This is a genomic window from Candidatus Pantoea floridensis, from assembly GCF_900215435.1.
GTDB classification, from domain to species: Bacteria; Pseudomonadota; Gammaproteobacteria; order Enterobacterales; family Enterobacteriaceae; genus Pantoea; species Pantoea floridensis.
The window spans coordinates 3,308,977-3,334,219 of sequence record NZ_OCMY01000001.1 but is presented as its reverse complement, the minus strand read 5'-3'; the positions used below and the strand labels follow the sequence as shown (position 1 = coordinate 3,334,219).

Sequence of the window (25,243 nt, the reverse complement as noted above, 5' to 3'; positions counted from 1 at the left end):
TGGTGTCTTCTGTTGACCAGTTTTTCATGCCCATGCCCTATTATTTTATGCTTTTCAAATACATTAGACATATTTACAAAATATTTTATACTCGATTTCACTCAACCTAGACTTAACCTGTCCTCTGATTTTATTAAATACCTCTTGGACTTCTTGAAAGTTTTCACAAGAAATGAAAAACTCTGAAAGTTTACCAATCATCTCCCTAGGTATCCCAGCATCCCTCAAGATTATTTCGTGATTCTCATTAGTTCCATATTCGAGTAATGCAACTATATAATCTAAACTCAGTGGTTTTTTGTTCTTTTCAATTGCAACAAAATTAAATATAACCTCGAAAGCTTTAAAGTAACGGGGCCAGATAAACTCAAAGTATTTTGTTATTGTGTCAAATGTAAGTCTAATCCTTGCATTTTCATTTGGACTTAAATACTTCATTGTGCTTGAGTTTAGCAATGCATGGAAAGTTGGTTGCTGATATATGTAGTACTTAGTTAAATCCAGAAGAATTTTTTTACCATACTCACTGTTCTCATTATTGAACCTCTGTCCTTTATTATTTTCAGTGAATAAGTGGTCATAAATCACACTTAAGATAGCTTCTGTTTTATCTAATGTAGGTCTCTGTGAGGTATAGTGATAAAGTTCAAAATTGCTGATATTTCTCAGATGATTAATCAGCGCAATCTGACCTGTTATGCTTACAAACTTATTTTCTTTCAATAACGCAAGAGGAATGTTTTGTTCGTTTAATGACTGTACAAATTTAGCAAATTCTGCCTTCTGTTCATCTGTTATGTCGCGTTCTTCTAATTGAACTAAAGTCTCCATATTCGGCGTTGTGCTATCAACAAATTCTATTTCAACATTGGTAACTTTATCTAATTCCTACTCTACTTTTTCAAAATAGAACACCCTGCCAAGAAAGTGACGCATAAACCGTCCTGCTCGTCCCTCAATGTTTCTTCTATCTAAGTTAGCTAATGGCTCGCCATTTCCAATCTTTAAGTCATATAAAATAACATTCTTTGCTGTTGAATTTACTCCTTCAGTCAAAGACGTAGTACAAAAAAGATATTTCAAATCTCCTTCGGATGAGTTAAATTCATCTATGATTAAATCTTGAATATGTCTTGGCATTGCCCCATGATGGAATGCAACACCTTTTTTTAAACAATCATTTAGAGACCACGTTTTAGAAATATTTTGCTCCAAATAATTTATCAACTCTTGATTGAACGGAACTAACGGTAAATCTTCTAAAAATTTCTCGGCCAACTGTTCTACATATCTTTTCTGATAGCGATAAATTAAAAACTTACCGTCCACATTGCTTTTCCGTGTAACTCTTAACAAGTTTTTGTACTTATCGCCTATTATTTTTAGAACAACACCTTCAACTTCCTTTATTCCCCGTGAATTTATATAATCAAACTCATAGTAATCCTTTTGTACTATCTCAAGATCATACTTCAACATGGTAATATGGAATTTTTCTCTAAACTTCTTACTAAAGTCATTTATGTAGGGACCGATAAGATATAAATCAGCACCATTCTTTGTTAATCTATATAGTACATCTGCAAAAACTCTGAATCTTTCATCATTGAGTTTGTAGTCTGCCTTGTAAACCTCATCCATTACAAAAAAATCTATTTCCAGTGAGGGGTTATCCTGAATAAGTACGCTCATACGCTCAGGGGTTAGAACAAGAATATATTTCTTCTCATTGCTTATTTTTATTTTTGATGACTTTGATACAAGGTATTCAGTGTTGAATTCATTTTTGAAGTCATGATATGCCTCTGATAACAATGATATGGTTGGCATTATTATCACGATAACTTTGTAGGTGTTATGCGATATGATTTCTCTGATAATTCTAGTTTTACCGAAAGAGGTAGGAGCACTTACTATTAAGCGTTTATTTTTTTGAAATGAATTAAAGATTTCCTTTTGAGGTTTCGTTAAAGTCGTTTCTGATTTCGAACTTGTATAAAAACCCCTCAAAAATATATCCTGTGGAGACACCTCTGGATTGTAGTTTATTTCATTACGTGAAAGCATATCATCATACATAAATATTCTGGATTTAACGATGCAATCATGAAGTAACTGCTGAATCATTTTATCCTTAATCTTTTTATCCGCTATAAAGCATATTAACTTCACACATAAATTATAATTCTCAGAGTTGTCCAATTCTCTGTAAATTAGAATGAGAGCGTTTTCTATTCTTTCGAAATCAAGTTGACCTTTATCTTTAAATAGTTCATAGAGTTCAATTTCGATATCGTAAATATTTTCCATAATATTTCCTTCAGAACCTCATCGCCATTTCTACCATTTCGATTTTTTCTTTTAATTCTGTTACGCTTTCGAAAGGGAAAAGAAAAAACACCAACCTAATATTTTTATCTTCAGGCCATGTCTTTTTATAAATGGTCTCGAAATGAGTCTGTAACTCTTTTTTGACCTCGGAAAGAAATGGTTCACTTTTTATAGATGTACTTTTATTCCCATTACATGAAGATATATATTTACTATCGTAAGTAAGCAATACCGGAACGGCTATATCGATTGAATCCAGTGATTTACCACCATCCACGTAACTTTTTAACTTATAATAGGCATTTTCATCTAATGATTTATTGATTTCAATCTCTCCTCCAAGCAACCTCAATTCACTCTTAATTCTATTTTTATCACCTATATGCTCTGTGAGCGATTCGAGTGCTGACGAGATTGCATTACTAAGCGTTTTATGAAACTTAGCTTCTCCTAACCATAAAGTAACTTTTTCTCCATCTAATGAAAAATGAGCGCAGTCAAACCCTTTGATTTGTTCTCTTGTGATTGATCTTAAACGCGCTTTTGTAACAAACTTAGGGACATCATAAAAGATACTCAGAATCAGATATAAAAGAAGCTCACCATAATCTCCTTTTGACTGCTTTCTTGCATCAGAGATACGAGTGAAACTCCTCCGATGCAACTCTGATATTTCTAATTCTTCCAGTTCACTTTGTGTTAATGAAAAGTAAGGTACTACATCTCTTATGAGACCAACGAGATCATTTTGCCTATAGATTCCTTCTTCAAAGTCTAAAGTGAATGTACTGTCGTGAATCCCACAGCCTGTAAGAGGGACTTCATACTTGAAAATCTGATTTTTTGTCCTTAATTTCAACATGTTATCCATGTTTACTTCCCTTCATAAACTTTATGCTATTTTAGTATATGCATAAGAATTACTTGATTGATTAAGATTTTATCAATATCAGATGTAATGACAAGGCGAAGTAATTTCCTATAACCACATTAAAGCCAAATTTTATTTTATATCCTTTTATTTCAATGACTTAAAATATAAACATAACTGTCCTTTTTTTTCCAATCTTCCATTAATAAATTCTTTTTATTTTCCTTATGTTAATGGATTACTTCGTGTTGGTTTTATGACCAACTTTAAATTCATGCTTTTCATATTAACGGCAACAATACTATAAAAAATATTTAGGCATACCATTAGGCATATCAAGTAAGATAATTACTGTATAAATACATAATAAACAGCAAGTTAAAGATAAAATTCAAATCCTCTCGTGCCGACCAAAATCCCGAAGAAAGCAGCCTTTATGGCTGCTTTTTTTTGCCTGAATTTCACAGAGCGGCAGGTCGTAACCAGCACTTTCAAAAGCTGTTTTCTAAATGATGACGTAACCCTTTATCCTTGTGAGTTCACCACTCGGCCTCATCCCCTTCTAACACCCTTCATATCACGTCGAAACAATCAGAATTACGCCAACAAAATCATCATTCTCATCAAAAAAATCAGTAACTTACCGAAAGCAACCGAGCCGAGCCAGATCACATTTTTGGAGAATTGTGACAGCACTTCATCAAACTGAAACAAAAATGTCACAGACTTCTCTTACTCTTAGGACTCCTGTTTTTTCGATGGAAACCATTATGGTCATCAAAGCAAAAAACCTGCAGGATGCGGAAGAGCTGCTGCACTCGGGTATCAATAAAGTGGAACTGGCTTACGATATCGGCAGCGACGACTTCTTCCGTCTGGCCACGCGCTGGTGCGATCGGGGCGCGCGCATCACCAAAGGTCATCAGCACTTTGTGGTGCAGATTAAAGGTATGGCAATTCCCCCGAATAACTAAAAGTGAGCGAGCCCCTTTAGCTTGCTCTCCATCCGGCTGACTGGTAAAACTACGTTTTCCGTCAGCCGTGATTTTTTATGTTTCCCTCTCAAACATCCCTTGCGCTGCCCTCTTCTGCCTTTATCCGCGCCGCCGGTATTACGCGGGATAGCTTGCCGATCGCCTGGTGTGAATTCGATCAAAACCATTGGCATAGCGATCTGCATCAGGCGTGGCATTTGCCGCTGCCTGAATCGCTACAAGGTGCCGTGAAAAAGCGTAAAGCCGAACATCTGGCGAGCCGCTGGCTGGTTCAGCAAAGCGTGGCGCAACTCGGTTTACCTGGCTTTGTCTTGCGTAATGCGCCCGATCGTTCACCGCTGTGGCCAGCCGGCATGCAGGGATCACTATCGCATACGCATAACATTGCCGTGGTAGCCGCAACGCGTGAGCCGCTGAGTCTTGGAGTGGATGTGGAGCAGGTGATGGCAGAGGAAACCGCAGAGGAAACGGCCGATTTGTTGATGAGCAAGCATGAAAAGCGGCGACTATTGGCGCAACCTTTGCCCTTTGCACAGGCGGCTACGCTGCTGTTTTCGCTGAAAGAGAGTTTATATAAAGCGCTGTGGCCGCAGCTGCACCAGCCAATGGATTTTCTGCAGGCGGAACTCGTAGGACTGGACATCACGCAAGGCATCGCTCAGCTGCGGCTAACGCATGATTTCTCTACAGCTTTTGCCAGCAATACCCGCTTACAGGCGCGCTTCTGGCTCCACGCAGGGCACGTTACGACGCTGCTTATCCATCCGTTGCCGACAAAATAAAAAACCGGCTCAGAAATTCCCCTGAGCCGGTGACAACACAAGACGACAGAAATGTTTAGGGACGCAGAAACGAGGATTTCTGCTGCGAGTGACTTTACTCCCTGCGCAACGCCTTGCCCAATAAGGGTTTTCGCTAAGCTTTCCCGGCTAACATCAATGCCCGGTATCGGTACGTTGCACCGCATCCAGCGTGGCCATGTCGCGTTCATTGCCAGTCAACTCGCTCAGCTGCCCTTCGCGCATCTCCAGCAGACGATTGGCATGAATAAAGTAATGATCGTCGTGGCTGATGGCGAACACCGTTTTGCCTGAAGCTTGTAACCACGGCAATAGCTCGCGGTAGAAGATGCGCCGGAAATGCGGATCCTGATCCGCCGCCCATTCGTCGAGCAGCAAAATATCACGCTCCTCCGCGGCCGCCAGCAGCAGCGCCAGACGCTTGCTCTGTCCTTTCGACAGCTGCAGATTCAGCACCCTGTTGCCTTCCAGCTTGAGCTTATCCTGCATCTTTAAACGTTCCAGCCACTGCTGCACCAGCGCCGGATTAGCCGGTTGACCTTGATGGCCGATTAACCGGTCAAACAGGTGCACATCGGTGAACACCGCCGAGAAGTGTTTGCGATAGGCTTCGAGGTTATGCCAGTCAACCACCTTGCCATCAAGTAACAAACTGCCCGATTGCGGTTGATAAAGGCCGGTGAGCAGCATGGCTAATGTGGATTTTCCGCTGCCGTTGCCGCCAATCAGAAACACCAATTCCCCGCGACGCAGCGTCAGGTTAATGGGTCCAACCTGGAAGCCGCGCTCGCCATAATGGAAGCAGACATCGCTTAGCTCTAACGTTTGCCAGTCGCTGACGTTAGGCAATGCTTTGAACGCTTCATTATACGGCGCCAGTTCAAAAGTATTGAGCTTGCGGAACGCCACCTGTGCGCTCAGCAGCGTCGGCAAGGCGCCAACCGCCGCCAGCAGCGGCGTGCGCAGGAAGAGCAGCGTCAGTGAATAGGTTGCCGCGACGGCGGTGTTGGCCCAGCCAAGGCCATTAGCCATAAAGAACACAATGCCAATTGCGCCCAGCATCATAATATTCGACCAATTCACCGCGCTAAGATGGAAGGTATCGGCACGTACAATGTGATGGCGATAGCTTTTGGCATTTTCCTGATACACGGTTTCGTAAATCAGCTGCGCGCGTTCACGGTTGAGCTGCAGCTCTTTACGTCCTTCAATAATGGTTTGGAAGTCACGGTACAGCTCATCTTCAACCTCGCGCAGCTTAGCCATGTGCTGATAAACCCGTGACACCAGCAGCCAGCCGCCAACCAGCGTTACCACCAGCCACAGGCTGGTGATCAGCAGCATCTTCGGCGAGAGCCAGGCGAGATAAAGTGCCGACCCCAGGGTAATAATGATGCCCTGAATCAGCTCCGGTAAACGCACAAAGGCAATGGTGATGGCGCGTACATCGCTGGTGAGGCCGGCCAATAGCTGAGCATTACCAATCTGTTCAATGCGCTCTACGCGCGTATCGAGAATACGTTTAATGAATTCGCCGCGCAGACGCCAGACAAAATGGTGGCCGAGCATGGTCAGCGCCAGCTGTGAGCCAAGCGTAACCGCCATCAGCAAGAACAGCTGGCCAAGGAAACTCGGCAGGACAGAAATCGAGGTATTTACCGCAACGATCAGTTCGTTGTTGATATAGGCAATCAGGCCGATACCGAGCACGGCACTCAGCAGCGTGAGAAGAATGACACCAATAAAAGGCCAGCGGTACTGGCGATAAACTACATGCAGCAATGCCATTAAAAAATTCCAGCGTTCAATAAAGCAGCCTGCAGTTTAATGTCGCCCCCGCTGATAGCAAGAATAATTCTCATCCCGTATTTCCCTTAGCAAAACGCTTTTCATCGCACCTTTACAGCGGCGCGATTTATCGCGCAATAAATTGCGCCGCGACAAAAATAAAAGTCTAAAACGCACGGCGGAATGTGAGGTTGTAGCGGAAAGCACCCGCCTGCGGATGAATGCCCGGTTTAAGTGGCAGAATGCCGTGATAACGCAGGCGTGAAGGGCCACCCCACACCACGATATCGCCATGTTCCAGCAGTACGCGTTGCGTGGCGTCACCACGCTCAAAGCCGCCGAACTGAAACACCGCTGGCAAACCCAGCGAAACAGAGACGATCGGTTGGCGCAGATCCTTCTCATCTTTATCCTGGTGTAGCGTCAATTTGGCACCAGGCTCATAGCGGTTAATCAAGCAGGCGTCGGGATTGAAAGCGGCAAAACCGGCTTCTTCTGCCGTCTGCTGCGCCAGTTCGCGGAACAGCGCAGGCATCGGCGGCCACAGATGCCCGCTGCTGGCATCCTGTTCGGTATATTGGTAGCCGCGCGAATCGGTTGACCAGCCAAAATTGCCGCAGTTTGTCATCGCCACCGACATACGATGGCCGCCAGGCGTAATGCGATGAGCAAACGGATTTTGCCCGGCAATGTGGTGAATCGCCGCCAGCAACGCGTCGGCACTGTCGCGTGCACGACGCCGCAGAATCACGGCACCCTCGGCCAGCGGCTCTTGCCACGGGGCTTCGTCGCTAAATAAATCCAACATTTACGCCTCCTTTACTACTGCGATGTCTGATCGATCAGGAAGGATTTGAACTGTGGCGACATCCAGTGCGTAAAGCCATCGCCCTGTTTGCTAATCAAATAGACTGCCAGATGCTCTTTAAGCGCCAGCGCCTGGGCGCGCTCGCTGCCAAGCACCATTAAGCCAGTATCCCAGCCGTCCGCTTCCAGTGCGGTGGTCGCTATCACGGTTGCTGAAACCAGCTTGTGCTCTATCGGCCTGCCTGTTGCGGGATCGATGACGTGCGAAATGCGTTTGCCGTCCAGTTCATAATAGTTGCGATAGCTGCCTGAGGTACTGATGCCGTGCCCCTGCAGATCGACACGTGCTTCCACCGCATTTTCACGATCGGTTGGTTTCTGAATGGCCACGCGCCACGGTTGCTGGTTAGCGTTAACGCCACGACTCAGCACCGCGCCCCCTACCGAAACCAGATAGTTGGTAATGCCCTGCTGCTCCATCAGACGTGCCAGATGATCGGTGGCATAGCCCTCGCCCATGGTGGAGAGATCCACGTACAGGCCGGGCAGATCTTTCTGCAGCCATTGTCCCTCAACGCCCTGAATTACGTGCAGATGCTGCAAACCGGTGAGCGCTTTAGCCGCAGCGATTTCGGCCTCCGTCGGCGTGTGCGCCGGTTGCTTCGTTGGGCCGAAACCCCACAAATTAACCAGCGGACCAACGGTGATGTCCATTGCTCCTCCGGTCATTTTGCCAATACGCAGCGCCATGGTGACAATGTCCGCCATATCGCTGCTCACCGCCTGCGGTGCGCTGCCCTGATACTGATTGAAGCGCGACAAGACCGAATCGCGTTTCCACGTCGATAATTCTCCGTCATCGCGATCCAACTGCTGCTGAATCAATTGCTGCAATGCAGCATGACGTGATGACGCCACGCCCGCTACGCTGACGCGCCAGACCGTGCCCATGGTTTTACCTTCCAGCACCATTGCTGGCTGGCTATCATTTTTTTCACAACCGCTCAGGGCAAAAGCCACCAGCCCTATCAGCAGAATATTCTGAAAACGCATCTCTTCCTCATCTGTTAACTGTTACTACAGCCGGTTACAAAGCATAAATCGCTTGTAAATCCATCTAAAGCTGCTTGATGTTCGCTGAACCCTAAGACAGGATAACGCGTTCCTGCACCGTTTTTACCTACAGGAGCTAAGATGGTTTATTTCATTATTGCAGTGACCACCGGACTGTTTATTTTCGGCAGCTACAGATGCTGGGAACGCTATCGCCACCGTCTGATTCAACATTATCCTTCACGCCGACGTTAAATTTTTGCACCAGAAAATCCCCCTTCTGCACCGCTTCAGCGCCGGCGCAGTGTAGCAAAGTGCTGACGCTGCGCGTGGCGCTGCGAGCGGTGGTCTGGCATGAATTCTGCATCGTTGAGGATGAGTTGAACATCAGCGAGGTGCAGAATGGAAAAGAGCAAAACGCAAAGCAGTAAATGGCAGCATTGGCTGAGTTTCTCGGCCTTTACGTTGGCGGGCGTGGCAATGGAAGGCAGTATGGCCACCACGCCGCCACTGCAACCGGCACCTAAAGCAAAAAAATGGCGCGGGATGCAGTAATCTTCTTCATAGCCCCAGTTCACTTAAGCCCGGATGCGCGTCCGGGCGCGTTCCAGCAGGCCAGTGGAACAGACGATCCTCTGCGGCAATGGGGAGATCATTGATACAAGCGAAGCGCTGAATCATCAAGCCATCGGCACCAAAGTGCCAGTTCTCATTGCCATAGCTGCGGAACCAGTTGCCGCTGTCATCATGCCACTCATAGGCAAATCGCACCGCCAGCTTATCGTTGTGCCACGCCCACAGCTCTTTGATCAGTCGGTAATCCAACTCTTTTACCCATTTACGTTGCAGAAATGTCACGACTTCCGCACGTCCATTGACGAATTCGCTGCGATTACGCCAGCGCGTATCTTCGCTATAAACCAATGAAACCCGCTGTGCGTCGCAGCTGTTCCACGCATCTTCCGCCATGCGGACTTTCTTTAACGCCGTTTCCTGATTAAACGGTGGCACCAACATATTTTCTCTCCTGAACATGTAGACAGGTCTGTCTACTTGATTCATCCTGCCGGATGTAGACAATTCTGTCTACATATTTGAACAGGATTAATTATGCTTGAACCTCTGATATTTGATGCCGCAGCCTCTGCCCGCGATCGCATCTTGTTGTGCGCACAACAATTGTTTTACCAGCAGGGTATTCGCGCTACGGGTGTGGATAGAGTGATCGCGGAGGCCGGCGTGACGAAGGTGACTTTCTATCGTCATTTTCCGGCAAAAAATACGCTGGTTTTAGCGTTTTTACAGCAGCGTCATCAGCGTTGGATGGCGGCATTTCGCGCTGCACTGAATCAGCACGTTACGCTGGACGATGCCCTGCCCGCGGCACTTCTGAGTTGGTTTAACGATGCCGATTTTCGCGGCTGCGCCTTTATTAACACAGCGGCGGAATTAGGCAGCAGCTTAGCTGAAGCCAGCGAACTGATTCGCCAGCATAAGCACGAGATGGCGCAGGCAATCAAAGAAAAGCTGGCGCCCGAGCAGCAGATGAAAACGGCGCAGATTGTGTTGCTGGTTGAAGGTGCCATTGTACAGGTGCAGATTGGGGAAGAGGCAAAACAGATAGTTGAGATATTGCGAGGCGCGCTAAGCGCACTGCTGAAAACGGGAGCGTGACGCGCTGTCACGCTCCATCACGATTAGAACTGGTAAACCAGGCCTACCGCTACGACGTCATCGGTATTGATACCGGCGGCATCGGTGAAGTTATTGTCATCCAGCAGGTTGATTTGGTAATCAACATAGGTCGACATGTTTTTGTTGAAGTAGTAGGTCGCGCCCACATCAACATATTTCTTCAGGTTCTGGCTGCCGTAACCTTCGATATCGGAACCGCGAGAAGACACGAAGGCCAGTGAAGGACGCAGGCCGAAGTCGAACTGGTACTGCGCCACCAATTCCCAGTTATCCGCTTTGTTCGCGTAACCGTAAGCGGTTGCGTCACTTGAACCAAAGCGCGTGGCATTGTACGAACGGCTGTACATCGCGGCCAGGTAGATGTTGTTGGCGTCATACTTCAGCGCGCCGCTATAAGCTTCGGCTTTATCACCACGGCCCAGAATGCCTGGCGCATTGCCATTCTGATTATTGGTGCGGTCAGACTGGAACATTGCCGCACCGATACCGAAACCGGAACCCAGATCATAGGTGGTGCTCAAACCGTAGCCGTCGCCATTTTCGCCCAGCACATCACGGCCGGATGAGGATTCGGTAGGGTTGTCGTTTTTGCCTTGATACTGAACCGCGAAGTTCCAGCCATCCACCAAACCGAAGAAGTTGGTATTACGATAGGTGGCAAGACCGTTGCTACGCTGGAACAGGAAATTGTCCGCACCGTAGGTATCGCCGCCGAACTCTGGCAGTACGTCAGTCCAGGCGCCCAGGTCGTACATCACGCCGTAGTTACGGCCATAATCGAATGAACCTGCATCACCAAATTTCAGACCCGCAAAGCCGACACGGGTGAAGCTGTTAGCGGTACCTTCGCTTTCTGCAGTGTTCAATGCAGCTTGGTATTCCCACTGGCCGTAACCGGTCAGCTGATCGGTCACCTGAGTTTCACCTTTGAAGCCAAAACGCAGGTAAGACTGGTCACCGTCTGAGCCAGAGTTGTCGGAGAAATAGTGCAGACCGTCAACTTTGCCGTAGAGATCTAATTTGTTGCCATCTTTATTGTAAATTTCAGCTGCGCTTGCTGAACCTGCTACCAGCAATGCAGGAATCATCAGGGAGAGAACGCGACGTTTCATTTTATTACCCTCTTTAATGTGCCTTTATTTATGCCACTGCGAACTGAACGATTAAAAATTCAGCCGGCAAGCCATTGTTATTTTATGTTGGGCAATAATCTATCACGAAAATGCTACTAAATTTCCAAAAGTGTTTCAGTGTATTTATTAGTTATTTCAGGATGTAAATTCAGCGGAACTAATAACCAGCACAGATAGGTAAAAAATATAGCACTTAATGACAACAAACATTTTAATCACTTAAAATCAATAAATTACATGAATTACATTTTCGCACTGAATGACAAAAATCATTTTCAGCCAGAGCATACAATTATCCCGCTATCATCATTTATTTCATTATTACCTTCATTCACCCCGAATGATTTGATTTACCCTAATTTCCCGCCGGACATGATTGTCCGGCATTTTTTTGTCTGCTCTCCAGCGCCCACCCTTATTTTCTGTAAAGTTAATTATCAGGGTTAAATTAACCCATAAGAGTTAGCGCATTATTTGCCTATTTTCGCACATATTGTTCAATCGATAGCCTAAATGCAGAAATGTTAATTTCCGTGGACAACAAAGATCGCTGGATGAATATACGGCGCTTATTGCTAGCGCTCACGTAACGATTCTTTGGCTTTATTCAGAGGCTTGAGCAAATAATCCATGACGCTTTTCTGACCCGTTTTAATCTCAACATTCGCCACCATGCCCGGCATAATGGCAAATTTACGCCCGTGCTTATTCACTAACTCCGCCTTGTTAGTGCGTACATAGACGCGATAATAAAATTCATCATGCTTGACTTCATCTTGCAGCGTGTCCGGCGATACCGTTTCCACCTCCCCACGGAGATCGCCGTAGATGGCGGCATCAAAGGCGGTGATCTTGACCACCGCAGGCAACCCGGGACGAATGTAGCCAATGTCACGCGGATTGATACGCGTCTCAATCAGCAGCTGATCCTCCAGCGGCACAATCTCCATAAGTTTGCCGCCCGGCTCCAATACGCCGCCAACCGTAGAGACGCGAATATCTTTCACTATGCCTCGCACCGGCGAGAGTAACGTCGTACGTGCAAGGAGATCCTGTTTTCCCGCGGCAACCTGCAGCTGCGCATCCAGTTCACCGTTGTTCTTCACCTGCTCTTCATGCGCGCGCACATAATAGTCGTTACGTGCCTCGTCGATTTTGCCACGCAAATCGCTTACCTGCCGTTGCAGACGGATAACGTCCACCTTCCCGGCCGCGCCGCGAAGCATCAGCGGCTCTGTCAAATTGAGTTCCGCCTGCACCAACGTGAGGGATTGCCGTAGATTGCCAACCGTTTCGACAAAATTTTGCCGGCGAGCCTGATATAGCTGGGTTTCACGCGCGATCAGATCGGGATATTGCTGGATCTCTGCGCTAAAGTTCAGCGGTCGATCGCTGAGCTCGGCCTGTAACCGCTCAGCCGAAGCGCGCAATGTGCGGACGCGCGCAATCGCTTCACCAAAATTGGTTTGAAAGCGCGTGGGATCAAGCGTGGCCAGCACCTGCCCGCGCTGCACGATAGTCCCCTCGTGCACGTTCAGCTGTTTGACGATGCCGCCATCCAGACTCTCGATCATTTGCGCATGGGTTGATGGCGTAACTTTGCCGATGCCTACCGTTACTTCATCCAACACCGCAAAGTGCGCCCACAGCAGAAACAGCAGCAGCGTCAACACGCACAGCCAGATAATGGCCGACGTGCGACGCTCGCGCCGCGCCAGATCTTTATCGACGATCACCATGCTCATGCTGCATCTCCCTTATTCGCCGCGGCGTGGCGCAGAATCTCGTCGCGCGCGCCGTCAGCCACAATGCGTCCGTTATCCATTACCACGATGCGGTCCACCATACGCAGTAAGGCAGGACGATGCGTTACCAACACCAGCGTGCGGCCCGTCACCCATTGTGCCAGCTGCCGAATGACCTGCGCTTCCAGCTGTTCATCCATGGCTGCGGTGGGTTCATCCAGCAGCACCACCTGCGGCTGGCGCAGAATCAACCGGCTAAGCAATACCATTTGCCGTTGACCGCCGGACAATCCCCGTCCCCCTTCGTGAATAATGCGATCGAGGCTGGCAGCATCCTGCTGTACCAACGCCAGCGCGCCGCTAATGCGCAGTGCCTGCAACATCTCCTGCTCGCTGGCATGCGGATTACCGAGCAACAGGTTCTGCCGCAGCGTGCCAAAGAACAGCCTGGAATCCTGCGACAGCCAGCCAAGCTGGCGGCGCAGATCGACCGGATCGATACAGGTGATATCCACGCCATCCACCAACACTTTTCCCTGGCTGGCGCGCGCTTGTCCGGCCAGCATTTTCAGCAGCGTTGATTTGCCCGCGCCGACTTTGCCAAGAATTGCCACGCGCTCGCCAGGCGTAATCTGCAATTGCGGAAGGTTAAGCACACTGTTCCCGCTCTCCTCGTCATAGCGATAGTGCACGTTTTGCAGCTGAAAATGGCCGGTAAGCACCGGGCAATGCGCCAGCGTAGCGCGGTCGGGCTGATCGAGCGGCTTTTTCAGTAATTCATCCAGCCCTTTCATGGCCGATTTCGCATGCTGCCAGCGCGAGAACACCATGGTGAGCTGCATGAGCGGTGCAATAGTGCGCGCAGAGAGCAAGCTACAGGCCACCAGCGTGCCGGTGGTAATTTGATTATCAAGTACCAGATACACGCCAAATACCAGCATACCGGCATAAGTGAGCTGCTGGACGCTTCCTGACCAACCGGTAAGACGCGCGCCCCACAAGCGTTGCTGGTTGCTGATGGTGGCGCTGACGTCGTGGGTTTGCTCCCACTGGCGCTGAAAATAGGGTTCGGCCTGCAGCGCTTTGATGTCTTCCACCCCTTCAAGGGTCTCCACCAGCACCGCCTGGCGCAGTGCGCTCTCGCGTAGCCCTTCCCGCGCCAGCCGCGCCATGGGGATCTGTACCAGCAACCCCGGAACAACGATCAGCGGAATCGCCAGCAGCGGAATCAACACCAGCCAGCCGCCAATTGATGCCATGATCAATAAAAACAGCAGCACGAATGGCAGATCGGCCGCGGCATTCACTGTGGTGGAGGTCAGCAGTTCGCGTACCTGATCGATCTCGCGCAGCTGGGCAATAAAGGATCCGGTAGAGCGTGGCCGCGCTTCATTACGAATGTTCATGGCACGCGCGAACAGCATGGCTGAAATTTTTAGGTCGATGCGCTTGCCCATCAGATCGGAAACCTGAGTGCGCATCAGGCGGATCAGATATTCAAGCGCAGCCGCCAGCAACACGCCGGTAAACAGCACCCATAGCGTCGGCTGTGACTGCGCGGGAATGACGCGATCGTACACCTGCATCGAAAACAGAATTCCCGCCAGCGCCAGCACGTTGCCTACCAGCGATGCCAGACTGATTTCAGCCATGCGTCGCTTCATGCCGCGAAAATTATGCCAGAACCAGTGTGGCTCATAGGGTTGCACAAATTCATCAATGCGCGCATCTCGCCCGCGCGCCGCCACGCCAATCACGCCGACATTGGCCTGTGCCTGCGCTAACAAATCGCTCAGCAAGGCTGAACGCATCACGTCGCCACCTTCGCTCAGCCAATAGCGTACGCCGCCATCGCGATCTACCTCTTCAATCAAGGCAAGGCTGCCGTTTTCCAGCAGCAGCAACACCGGAACAATTTCCTGACGCCAGCGGAGTTTATCGTGAGGAATCAGCATGAAATGCAATCCCAGTAGTTCAGCCAGACGTGCTAACTGTTGCGCGGGAGCCAGATGTTGAAACCAACGCATCTGCTGATGCAGCGTACTGCCATCCGCTGGTTTGCCGAAACGTGCCGCCACACGCAGCATCGCCGCGATGCCGTTGTCGCTGTTAAAGGGTTGTGCAGTCATCCCTGTGGTCTCATAAGCAATGGAAAGAGGCTGGCAACCGCTAGCGGAGAGCGCTAGCGGTTGGTATGTGGGTTAAACGACTGTCTGCAACGGGTGTTGCTGCTGCAGATGATCGGCGAGGGTATAGCTGCTGTCGCTGGCGTTGTAATGCGTTTCACTGCCGCGGAGGATCGACGCATCGCCATGTTGATCGCTATGGTCGAGGCTGCCTGCACTGACATTCGCGAGCAGCGTGCCTGCCGGCTCACTGCTGGCGCTGGCAACCGCCTCGTGGCTGTCGATCGTCACCGGCTGCATTGCCGTCGCCACGTTGCCCGCTTTATCCTGTGCGCTAACCTTCATCTGATAGCTGCCGTCATCAAGGGGAGCGAGCTGACCAGCTAAAATTGTCAGCGACCAATTACCATCGGCTTTTACCGTGGCGCTGTAGCTCTGATCGCCGAGCGTCAAGGTGACTACACTGCCCTGCTCAAGATGAGTGCTGCTGCCCTGAATCAGATGCCAGTTATTAACCTCCACCGCATCCAACACGCCATCACCAAAAGGTTGATTCAGCGTCATTGTCGGCAACTGATGGATAGCAACGTTGAACAGATTCTCGATGATCTGCGTGTCATGGTTGCCGTACTCATCTCCGCGCGTGGCAAGCGCTGATACTTCACCATCCGGCAGCGCCTGTAAATCTGCGGCACTGATGGTCACCGTGCCATCGACCGGCGTGTAGTTTTTACCGTTAATCGTCAATTCCCTGACGCCTTCCAGATAGAAACTGAGATCGTGCTGCGCTTCCTGCTGGTTGAGTGTGGTATCACCACCGATATTGATTTCGTAATAGATGTCGGGCAGCTTGGTTACCACGTTCAGTTCCAGCATCGCGTCGGTGCTGTTGCCTGCACCATCCAGCGCATAAACGCGAACTTCGCCCAGCGCAATAAAACTCGCCACGTCGCTGGCTGGAATGGTGACCTGCCAATGCCCATCGCTGCCAATCTGCGCGTGATAGACTGCATCGCCGCTGCACAGCAACAGTTGCTGGCCCGGCACCACCACGGAGAGATCGCCGCTAAAGGTGAGATCGTTTTGGCTCTCCTCTTTATTGATGACGTTATCGGCTGTCACTTTGTCAAAACTGATGTGCGGCAAGCTGCTGACATGGGTGATCAGCGTGACATCCTGATGCGTGGTAGCGGTCTTGCCATTGGGATCGGTGGCGCTGACTTTTAGGCTATAAACACCATCCTGTAGCGCCTGCAGATCCTGTTCCTGGATTGTGGCCGTCCATTCACCCTGTCCATTAACGCTACCGGTATAAGTTTTACCGGCTAACGTTAGCGTGACGTGGCTGTTATTCGGCATATGCGTGGCGCTTCCGTGCACGTCCACGCCGTAAATCCCTTCCGCAACGCTAACAGCGTTATCACCGCTGATGGGATCGACGGTGAGCGTGGGTTTGATGGTTTTATCGACGTAAATCCCAAATTCAACCTGAGTATCGGTGCTGTTACCGGCTTTATCGGTAATGGTGAGCGTCAACGAATAGGCGCCATCAGCCAATCCGTGGAGTACCGATGGCGGCATCGATGCATTCCAGTAGCCCCATTGATTCACCGTGCTGTGCCAGCTTTCACCGTTAAAGGTCAAAGTAACCGTCGCGCCGGGCTCAGATTCAGCGCGTCCGCGCAGGTGAATATTTTTGCCCGCTTCCCATGCGGCAATGATGCCATCCTGGGCTATCGGTTCATAAGGATGCAGCGCTGCGGGCGGCGTGGTATCTATGCTGCGAAGTTGCAGACTTGCTGAGTTATCATCCACCGGATAAAGGCTGACTGCCGATTGTAAAATTGCTGCTAATTGATGTTCGGATTGACGTGAAGACATAGGTAACCTCGTTACAGGGAATGATTTGCCACAGTCATTATGCTTATTAATGTTTTAAGCGGACCGGTGCGCCATACAGGCCGTTAATAAACGGCCCGCTTCGCCTGATGAAAAGGGGTTACCTGCCGGTAACAAGGATGAAATTAAGACACAGCAAATTTTCTCCCAAAGGGGAGAAATAATATCGATCTCGCTCTATTCCGCACCGGGAGCCGATGGGATAGCTAACATATCGGGTTTACGTGGTCGCTGCCTATTGGCGAAAATCCGGAAATGTGCGCTTTGCGACAGCGCCAAAAGAATCGTGTGTCAGCCGCGTGCCGCGCGGCATATCTCATCAGTATACTGCAACAATCAGCAGGGAAAATTTTACTTAAGTCACTCCAGTTTTGCCTGGTACAGCCCAGGAAAGTTCTGGAAAAGCGCGGCGCCTGGTAAAAAATCGGTAATATGCCTGTTTCTGGCGTTGATAACTTGTGATCGGATATCCTCTGATGCGCGGTGCGACGCTGGCTTTAATGCTAAACTTCGTCGCTTTATACGCTAATGAAAAATAACATTTATGACAGCACTGGACGCCGCACAGCAGAATAAATTGCATCATCGTGTCAACCTGGGGACACGTATCGTTTTCCTTATCGCTGGATTGGGCATGTCAGCCTGGGCACCGTTAGTGCCTTTTGCCAGCCAGCGTTTAGCGCTGAGCGGTGCATCGCTTGGTGGCCTGCTGCTGTGCCTGGGCATCGGTTCACTGGCCGCGATGCCGGTTACCGGCGGTCTGATCGCGCGCTTCGGTGGTCGTCGGGTGATGCTCTGTTCCACGCTGGTGGTGCTGGTTGCCCTGCCGCTGCTGGCGACGCTTGATGAAATGTGGCTGATGGCCGCGACTTTAATGGTTTTTGGCGCCGGGCTCGGCATGCTGGATGTCGCCATGAACGTACAGGCCGTTGAAGTGGAAAAAGCGGCGCGTAAACCGATGATGTCCGGCTTTCACGGTTTCTTCAGTCTTGGCGGCATTATTGGCGCGGGTTCCGTCAGCTTACTGCTGGGCAGCGGCCTGACGCCGTTGCAAGCCGTCGGCGTGGTGATGGTGCTGATCGTACTGCTGCTGGTGTGGAGCCTGCCGACGTTAATGAAGGAACGTCTGCATCAGCCCGATCAGCCGTGGCTGGTTATCCCGCGGGGCTGGGTGGCTTTCCTTGGCCTGCTCTGTTTTATCCTGTTTCTTGCCGAGGGTGCCGTACTCGACTGGGGCGCGCTACTGCTGTTGCAGAGCCCTGCTATGAGCCCTGCACATGCTGGCTTGGGCTACGCGGTATTCTCGGTGGCGATGACGATCGGCCGTCTGACGGGCGACAAAGTGATTCAACGCTTTGGCCGCTATCCGGTGATGTTAACCGGTGCATTAGCCGCTGCAGCCGGCATGACGCTGGCGGTTTTACTGCCATGGCCGCAAATTGCCCTGCTGGCATTCCTGCTGGTTGGTTTTGGCCTGGCTAATACGGTACCGATGCTGTTCAATGCCGCCGGGAATCAACACGATATGCCGTCAAATCTGGCGATTTCGGCCATGACAACCTTAGGCTATGCGGGTATTCTTTCAGGTCCGGCTTTAATCGGATTGATATCCCAGTGGATCAGCCTGAGTGGCGCATTTTTACTGATCGCTCTGCTACTGCTGGCCGTCGCGGCCAGTGCCCGACGGGTTGCGCGCTAATTCCATGGTCCTGAGACACTATGCTTTATAAATTTCCTCTGACATCCGGCAACGTTACGCGCTTTTTCGTGGTGTTTAACCTGGTGCTTTTTCTGGCGCTGGGCGCGATGGTGCACAACAGCGTCAATGCCTGGATTACGGAAAAGCGCTATGCGATGACCGATTTGGCGCGTGCCATGCAGAAACGCATTGATGCATCGCGCTTTGCCACCTGGCAGATCTATGAAAATCTTGCCACCAGCGCCGCCGGCTCAACGCCGAATAGCAATCTGCAGGAAACGCGTCTGCGCCCGGATGTCTATTATCTGGAAAAAACCCGCCGTAAAACCGAAGCGCTGATTTTTGGATCGCACGATAGCAGCACGTTGGATATGACCATGCGCATGTCCAACTATCTTGATACGCTGTGGGGCGCGGAGAATCCAACCTGGTCGATGTATTTTCTGAATGGTCAGGACAATAGCCTGATCATGATCTCCACCCTGCCGCTGAAAGACATGGCGACACGTTACAAAGAGAGCGCGATCAATACGCTGGTCGATAGCCGCCGCGCCGAAATGTTGCAGCAGGCCAATGCGCTGGATGAGCGTGAAAGCTTCTCACCGCTACGCCACTTTGCCTGGCAGAACGATCACTACTTTACCCTGCGCACCACCTTCAACCAGCCGGGCCATTTAGCCACCGTCGTGGCCTTTGATTTGCCGGTTAACGATCTGATTCCGCGCAATATGCCGCTGGAGAATTTCCAGCTGCGTCAGGATGCCACGCAAACCAGCAGCACCCCCACCAGCAACGACGATAGCAGCAGTGAAAGCACCCATGTGGCGCTGGTTAACCCTAACCTGGAAATTGCTGCCTCACTGCCAAGTACGTCGTTGCAGTTAGTGTACCGCGTGCCGCTCACGAGCCTGGCGATGGATACGTTGCATAATCTGATGTGGCCGCTGTTGATCAACCTTGTGCTGTTTTTGCTGTCGATTGCCGGTATCACCCTGCTGCGTCAGCAATCGCTGCGCCCTAACGAGAACCAGAGCGCCGAACTCGATTCCCTTCGGATGCTGAACGAAGAGATTGTTGCCAGTCTGCCCGTGGGTTTGCTGGTGTATGACTTCGCGACTAACCGCACGCTGCTCAGCAATAAAATCGCTGAACACCTGCTGCCGCATCTGAATCTGCAGAAAATCATCAATATGTCCGATCAGCATCAGGGCGTATTGCAAGCGACCATCAATAACGAAGTGTATGAAATTCGCCATGCGCGCAGCGTGCTGTCGCCGCATACGCAGCTATTTATGATGCGCGATCAGGACCGAGAATTACTGGTCAATAAGAAGCTGCAGAAGGCGCAACAGGTGCTGGATCGTAATCACCAAATGCGTCAGCAGCTGATGCAAAATCTGGGACATGCGCTGAATCGCCCCTTGCAAAGCATGGTGACGCAGCTGGTGCAGCTCAGCCAGCGGGACGATGATGAAAGCGTGCTCGATCTGCTCGACGAAAGTCAGGCATTGGCACGGCTGGTGGATGACATTGTGCTGCTTAATCGCCTCGAAGCGCATGACTGGTCGCCGGATGCCAGCGTATTCAATCTGCAGGATATGCTGGACGAAATCGCGCTGGAAAGCCTGCCGTTGCTGCGTCGTAAAGGTCTGGCGCTGGTGGTGAATAATCATCTTGCCAATGATGAAATGCGCTTTGGCGATCGTCGCGCCCTGCGCAAAGTGTTGACCACGTTAATGCACTATTCGCTGACCACCACACGCTGGGGCAAGATTTCGCTGGAGATTAAAACCAGCGAGGAAAAACCCAATCAGGTATTGCTGCAGCTGGTGGATACCGGCTCCGGCCTGAGCATCGATGAACTGGCGAATGTCGATTTCCCCTACCTTGGCGATACTACGCAAGATCGCTTCGGCCAGGCATCGGGCATGGCATTTTTCCTGTGTAAACAGCTGTGTAAACAGATGGGTGGCCAGCTTGAGATCATCGCTAAACCCGATATCGGAACGCGCTATAACATTCAGCTGCCGCTGGCGCTGGAACAGCAGGGCGAACAGGAAGAGAAGCTGCTGGAAGGCGTGACCGCTCTGGTCGATATCGCCGTTGAAGACGTGCATAAAATTGTTTGCCGCCATCTGGAAAACTGGGGAGCGAAATGCCTGACTTCCGACGAACGTTTGACCGGCCAGGATCATGATGTCCTGGTAACCGACGATCCCGCCCGCATGACGGGCTGGGCGCTGCTGCTGGCCGGTGACGAAATCGGTCATCACGCACTGAATGATAAGCAATTCAGGGTCAACTTCAATCTCAGCAACGCGCTGCTTGATGCGTTGCTGGCCCTGATCGAGAAGCAACTTGCCCATGATTTAATGGAGGAGAGTAGCGAAGATGAAGCAGCCTCACCGCTGTTAAGCGGTGGCTATTTCCAGCTGTTTACCGAGACAGTACCGCCAGATGTGAAGAGACTGTATACTGAAGCGGCGGAAAAGGATTATCCCTCGCTTGCTCAGACAGCACATCGCCTGAAAGGCGTGTTTGCCATGCTCAATCTGGGGTCAGGTAAACAGCTTTGTGAAGCGTTAGAACAACACATAAAAGTATGTGACGATTTGACCATTAAAAATACCACCAGTGAAATTGACGCGTACGTCAGCCAACTGCTGCAGCAAGGTAACCAATAAGATGAATAACTTGAACGTAATTATTGCCGATGACCATCCGATCGTTCTGTTCGGTATCCGTAAGTCGCTGGAACAGATCGAATGGGTTAACGTTGTAGGTGAGTTTGAAGACTCAACAGCACTGGTAAACAGCCTGCCCAAACTGGACGCCAATGTCCTGATTACCGATCTCTCAATGCCGGGCGAGAAGTATGGCGACGGTATCACCCTGATCAAATACATTAAACGTCACTATCCGGATCTCTCGATTATCGTTCTTACCATGAACAATAACCCAGCGATCCTGAGCGCGGTGTTGGATCTGGATATTGAAGGGATTGTCCTGAAACAAGGCGCACCAACCGATCTGCCTAAAGCCCTGGCTGCTTTACAGAAAGGTAAAAAATATACGCCGGAAAGCGTGGCAAAACTGCTGGAGCGCATCAGCGCCGGTGGCTACGGTGACAAGCGTCTGTCGCCGAAAGAGAGCGAAGTGCTGCGTCTGTTCGCAGAAGGCTTCCTGGTGACGGAGATTGCCAAGAAGCTGAACCGCAGTATCAAAACCATCAGTAGCCAGAAGAAATCAGCGATGATGAAACTGGGCGTGGAAAACGATATTGCGCTTTTGAACTATCTCTCTTCCGTTAGCGCCACTCAGGTCGACAAAGAGTAATACTTGCGGGCGGTGTTGCACACACCGCCCGTACTTTCACTAGGTCCCTTCCCTGCCCTTCCTGACGCGTTCTGCATACATCGCTAGCGTGGTTTTTAGCACATCCAGCGTCACCGGTTTCGACAGACAGTTATCCATGCCCGCATCCATACAACGCTGCTTCTCTTCTGCCAGCGCATTCGCCGTAACGCCAATCACCGGGAACGTGTGCCCTAACTGGCGTAAACGTTGCGTTAGGCGATAACCATCCATATTTGGCATGTTGACGTCGCTCAGCACAATATCGATATGGTTACGACTCAGCACGTTCAATGCATCAACGCCATCCTGTGCCGTTTTGGTTTGATAACCGACGGTACCAAGCTGCTCTGACAGCAGCATGCGGTTGATTGGATGGTCATCGACGATCAGCACCATAATATCGTCGTAATTGGCGGTTTCCTGCGGTGTAGCCAGCGGCAGCGGCGTGGCGGTTTCACTATTGATATTGATACGGTAAATACGGCCAAGCAGCTGCGGTAAATCGTGCAGCATGGCGCTGCTCTGAATCCACTGCCCCGGCGAGGTTTCCTGCGGCATATCAATGTGCTCACCGCAGATACGAATACACGCACGCCCGCTTTGTGCGGGAAGTTCGTCATGATCGCTGATAATGACATCATCACTCGCCGCCTGGCCCTGATAATACGCCGCCTGAATGCCCTGCTGTTGCAGCAAACGCAGCAGGAAGCTGGCGAGATACTCATTGCGCATATCCAGCCAGATGGCTTTTTCCTGTAAACCGTCCAGCAGCGGTGGCGCTGCCAGCTGACCAGAATAGATCGGAATGCGCACGATAAACTGGCTGCCCATGCCTGGCTCGGAATCGACTTCGATATCGCCATCCATCATGTTGATCAGCTTTTCGCAGATCGCCAGACCCAATCCGGTTCCCTGGAAGTTGCGCTGCACGCCAGAACCCACCTGGAAGAAGGGATCGAACAGGCGCGTTACCTCTTTGGCCGGAATGCCGACGCCGGTATCGCGCACGCGGAACGCCAGATACCCCTCTTTAACATAGGCATGCAGAATGATGCAGCCGGTGTGGGTAAACTTGATGGCGTTGTTCAGCAAGTTTGAAATGACCTGCTGCAAACGCATCGCATCGCCATCCAGCGCCAGCGGCACATCATTTTCGATAAATACATACAGCGTCAGGCGCTTGCGAACCACCAATGATAAATAATTGCTGGCGATGTGATTGACCACTTCTCGCGGTGAGAACGGATGTGGTTCGATTTTCAGCTGTTCAGATTCGATTTTAGAGAAGTCGAGAATGTCGCTGATGATCTTCAGCAACAGGCTCGAGGAGTTGTTCATAGCGGTAACCAGCGAATCGACGCCTTTCGGCAGCGTTTTGGTTTGTAGCAGATCGAGGTTACCGATAATACCGTAAAGCGGCGTACGCAACTCATGGCTAACCGTAGCCAGGAACATTGATTTTGACTGGCTGGCCTGCTCGGCCGAGTGCGCCATCTCCTGCAGCGATTGCTCCATGCGCACGCGCGCCGAAACATCCACCAGCACGCAAATCGCGACGTTTTCATTGCGATAGCGGGAGTGCACAAAGCTGATCTGCAGGTTGGTATTACTTCCCGTGAGCACATCAACGAAATTGACCTGCTGACCGCCGATAATCTCATTCAGCCGCTGGCGATCTTCCTGTGTGAGAAGCGTCAGATAGTTGTGCGCCAGCTCATTACTTAGAATATTGGTACCGTCGCTGGTACGCAAAATACAGATACCGACCGGCGCAGAAGCGACAATCTTACGGTTAAACTGCTCGTGCTCCTCAAGCCGATGCGCATTCTCCTCCGCCGGCAGGAACATACGCCGCTCGAATATCCACGCCAGCGTGAACAAAATTACCGCCGTGAAGATGTTGAGTAACAGCGCGTTAATGAGCATCAGTTTGAGCTGATCCATTAACACATCGGTGGAAAGCGACCACACCACATTAAGATTGGTTGGCGGCAGCGGCTTTTTCAACACCAGCTGGCGATAGCTATCGAGATAACCAAACCAGGTACTGTTGTCCGGCAGGTCGTCCAGCGAGTAACCCGGACCACCGCGACGCGAGCTGATCAGCGGCCGATAGTTTTCATCGGTGATGGTGGCCACCAGCGGCAAACCGCCCGGCTGAATAAACTCATCCAGGCGAATATTCTGCTCTACGCCGAGCAGTGCCTGCAGTTTGTTTGCCACATACACCGGCATCACCATATAGAAGTTGCCGACGCCTGGCTGCGCGCTGCTGGTGATCCAGTACATCGGATTGCGGCGCTCTTCTTCATTACCATTCCGATAGTGCAGGACACGCTCGCGCAGTGCTTTCAGGCTGCGTTCACGATCGACTGAATTGTTGGTGCCGATGGTGAAATCTGCCAGACACTGATTTTCGCCACTGACGAAAAACACCCGGTTCAATTCATAGGCCGAGGCAAAGTTACTTTTCCAGTAATTAATGTAATCGCTGAGCGAATCCAGCGAATTGCGCCAGGTGTTGCTCATTGAGGTGCAGTCACCGTCGGAAAATAGCGGCGTGAACTGCGGCAGCGTGCCTTTGCCCGGCGGTAAACCGTTCAACACGTCCAGACCGTTAGCGCTACTGCTCAGGCGATTTTCGGTGATGTATTTCAGTTCGCGCATCACATCAGCAGAGTGACGGATGTACCATTCCGCCTGGCCGTAATTCGTTGCAAACTCCTGACGAACCGCATTCTCTTTCTCGTGCAGCACATTGATGATGTAAAAAGTCGTCAGTAGCGCACCCAGCGCCCAGAGCAGCAACGCCAGCGCACGAAAAAGGTAGCGCGAGATACGGAGCGTGGTGCGAAAGGAGACAAGATATTTCAAAAGAGGCTCACTGGCGGTAAGGGGTTATCAGGATGTTGGAAAGCTCCCATACACTAGCTTTATCGGCCCT

19 protein-coding genes are annotated in these 25,243 nt (G+C 50.5%); 7 read left to right on the top strand and 12 right to left on the bottom strand.

The genetic code is table 11. The features are described 5' to 3' along the window. Nucleotides 1-63: 63 nt before the first annotated feature. Genes CRO19_RS15555 through CRO19_RS15545 form a run of 3 tightly spaced genes read right to left on the bottom strand, consistent with a single transcriptional unit; the run spans nucleotide 64 to nucleotide 3,202 of the window. Nucleotides 64-831, bottom strand: coding sequence for a hypothetical protein (locus tag CRO19_RS15555; RefSeq protein WP_097096622.1), 768 nt, complete (start codon nucleotides 829-831; stop codon nucleotides 64-66). Nucleotides 832-888: 57 nt separating this feature from the next. Next, complete coding sequence (locus tag CRO19_RS15550; RefSeq protein WP_097096621.1) at nucleotides 889-2,310, bottom strand: DEAD/DEAH box helicase; 1,422 nt, start codon at nucleotides 2,308-2,310, stop codon at nucleotides 889-891. Between the two features lie 10 nt (nucleotides 2,311-2,320). Next, nucleotides 2,321-3,202 (bottom strand): HamA C-terminal domain-containing protein, encoded by an 882-nt coding sequence (locus CRO19_RS15545; RefSeq protein ID WP_097096620.1) that lies wholly within the window; start codon nucleotides 3,200-3,202, stop codon nucleotides 2,321-2,323. A gap of 770 nt (nucleotides 3,203-3,972) precedes the next feature. On the opposite strand from CRO19_RS15545, the gene CRO19_RS15540 reads away from it, so the two are divergent. Together CRO19_RS15540 and CRO19_RS15535 are read left to right on the top strand one after the other, a co-directional pair. Beyond that, on the top strand, nucleotides 3,973-4,176 hold the full coding sequence (locus CRO19_RS15540) for a hypothetical protein (protein ID WP_097096619.1): 204 nt from the start codon (nucleotides 3,973-3,975) through the stop codon (nucleotides 4,174-4,176). A gap of 77 nt (nucleotides 4,177-4,253) precedes the next feature. Beyond that, nucleotides 4,254-4,979 carry a 4'-phosphopantetheinyl transferase family protein gene (locus CRO19_RS15535; RefSeq protein WP_097096618.1) on the top strand — a complete coding sequence of 242 codons (726 nt, stop codon included), beginning with the start codon at nucleotides 4,254-4,256 and terminating at the stop codon, nucleotides 4,977-4,979. A 153-nt stretch (nucleotides 4,980-5,132) separates the two neighbouring features. On the opposite strand, the gene CRO19_RS15530 is transcribed toward CRO19_RS15535, so the two are convergent. From CRO19_RS15530 to apbE, 3 genes are all read right to left on the bottom strand, one after another. Next, the gene (locus CRO19_RS15530; protein WP_097096617.1) at nucleotides 5,133-6,785 is read right to left on the bottom strand and encodes a multidrug ABC transporter permease/ATP-binding protein; all 1,653 of its coding nucleotides are present in this window, start codon (nucleotides 6,783-6,785) and stop codon (nucleotides 5,133-5,135) included. 166 nt (nucleotides 6,786-6,951) lie between these two features. Beyond that, nucleotides 6,952-7,593 carry a DNA oxidative demethylase AlkB gene (alkB, locus tag CRO19_RS15525; protein ID WP_097096616.1) on the bottom strand — a complete coding sequence of 214 codons (642 nt, stop codon included), beginning with the start codon at nucleotides 7,591-7,593 and terminating at the stop codon, nucleotides 6,952-6,954. Between the two features lie 14 nt (nucleotides 7,594-7,607). Further along, the gene (gene apbE / locus CRO19_RS15520) at nucleotides 7,608-8,645 is read right to left on the bottom strand and encodes an FAD:protein FMN transferase ApbE (protein WP_097096615.1); all 1,038 of its coding nucleotides are present in this window, start codon (nucleotides 8,643-8,645) and stop codon (nucleotides 7,608-7,610) included. A gap of 402 nt (nucleotides 8,646-9,047) precedes the next feature. Here apbE and CRO19_RS26110 point away from each other — a divergent pair, with 402 nt between their 5' ends. Next, entirely contained in the window at nucleotides 9,048-9,200 is a 153-nt protein-coding gene (locus CRO19_RS26110) for a hypothetical protein (RefSeq protein WP_176519159.1), read from the top strand. A gap of 6 nt (nucleotides 9,201-9,206) precedes the next feature. On the opposite strand, the gene CRO19_RS15515 is transcribed toward CRO19_RS26110, so the two are convergent. Continuing rightward, nucleotides 9,207-9,662, bottom strand: coding sequence for a nuclear transport factor 2 family protein (locus CRO19_RS15515; protein ID WP_097096614.1), 456 nt, complete (start codon nucleotides 9,660-9,662; stop codon nucleotides 9,207-9,209). Nucleotides 9,663-9,755: 93 nt separating this feature from the next. On the opposite strand from CRO19_RS15515, the gene CRO19_RS15510 reads away from it, so the two are divergent. After that, a complete protein-coding gene (locus CRO19_RS15510) occupies nucleotides 9,756-10,319 on the top strand; it encodes a TetR/AcrR family transcriptional regulator (protein ID WP_097096613.1) in 564 nt (187 codons plus the stop codon). Between the two features lie 23 nt (nucleotides 10,320-10,342). Here the strand turns inward: CRO19_RS15510 and ompC are convergent, their stop codons facing one another. The 4 genes from ompC to CRO19_RS15490 form a co-directional block, all read right to left on the bottom strand. Further along, nucleotides 10,343-11,452 carry a porin OmpC gene (gene ompC / locus CRO19_RS15505; RefSeq protein ID WP_097096612.1) on the bottom strand — a complete coding sequence of 370 codons (1,110 nt, stop codon included), beginning with the start codon at nucleotides 11,450-11,452 and terminating at the stop codon, nucleotides 10,343-10,345. A 596-nt stretch (nucleotides 11,453-12,048) separates the two neighbouring features. Beyond that, entirely contained in the window at nucleotides 12,049-13,218 is a 1,170-nt protein-coding gene (locus tag CRO19_RS15500; protein WP_097096611.1) for a beta-barrel domain-containing protein, read from the bottom strand. Continuing rightward, nucleotides 13,215-15,347 carry a type I secretion system permease/ATPase gene (locus tag CRO19_RS15495; protein WP_097096610.1) on the bottom strand — a complete coding sequence of 711 codons (2,133 nt, stop codon included), beginning with the start codon at nucleotides 15,345-15,347 and terminating at the stop codon, nucleotides 13,215-13,217. Before CRO19_RS15495 ends, CRO19_RS15500 begins: the two co-directional genes overlap by 4 nt. A gap of 72 nt (nucleotides 15,348-15,419) precedes the next feature. Next, nucleotides 15,420-17,225, bottom strand: coding sequence for an Ig-like domain-containing protein (locus tag CRO19_RS15490; protein WP_097096609.1), 1,806 nt, complete (start codon nucleotides 17,223-17,225; stop codon nucleotides 15,420-15,422). A gap of 562 nt (nucleotides 17,226-17,787) precedes the next feature. Here CRO19_RS15490 and CRO19_RS15485 point away from each other — a divergent pair. The 3 genes from CRO19_RS15485 to rcsB are packed head-to-tail and all read left to right on the top strand — an operon-like array spanning nucleotide 17,788 to nucleotide 22,278. Continuing rightward, a complete protein-coding gene (locus CRO19_RS15485) occupies nucleotides 17,788-18,942 on the top strand; it encodes an MFS transporter (protein ID WP_097096608.1) in 1,155 nt (384 codons plus the stop codon). 20 nt (nucleotides 18,943-18,962) lie between these two features. Then, complete coding sequence (rcsD, locus tag CRO19_RS15480) at nucleotides 18,963-21,626, top strand: phosphotransferase RcsD (protein ID WP_097096607.1); 2,664 nt, start codon at nucleotides 18,963-18,965, stop codon at nucleotides 21,624-21,626. 1 nt (nucleotide 21,627) lies between these two features. Further along, entirely contained in the window at nucleotides 21,628-22,278 is a 651-nt protein-coding gene (rcsB, locus tag CRO19_RS15475) for a response regulator transcription factor RcsB (RefSeq protein WP_007889370.1), read from the top strand. 39 nt (nucleotides 22,279-22,317) lie between these two features. Here rcsB and rcsC read toward each other — a convergent pair whose 3' ends face one another. Then, on the bottom strand, nucleotides 22,318-25,173 hold the full coding sequence (rcsC, locus tag CRO19_RS15470; protein WP_097096606.1) for a two-component system sensor histidine kinase RcsC: 2,856 nt from the start codon (nucleotides 25,171-25,173) through the stop codon (nucleotides 22,318-22,320). Nucleotides 25,174-25,243 lie beyond the last annotated feature (70 nt).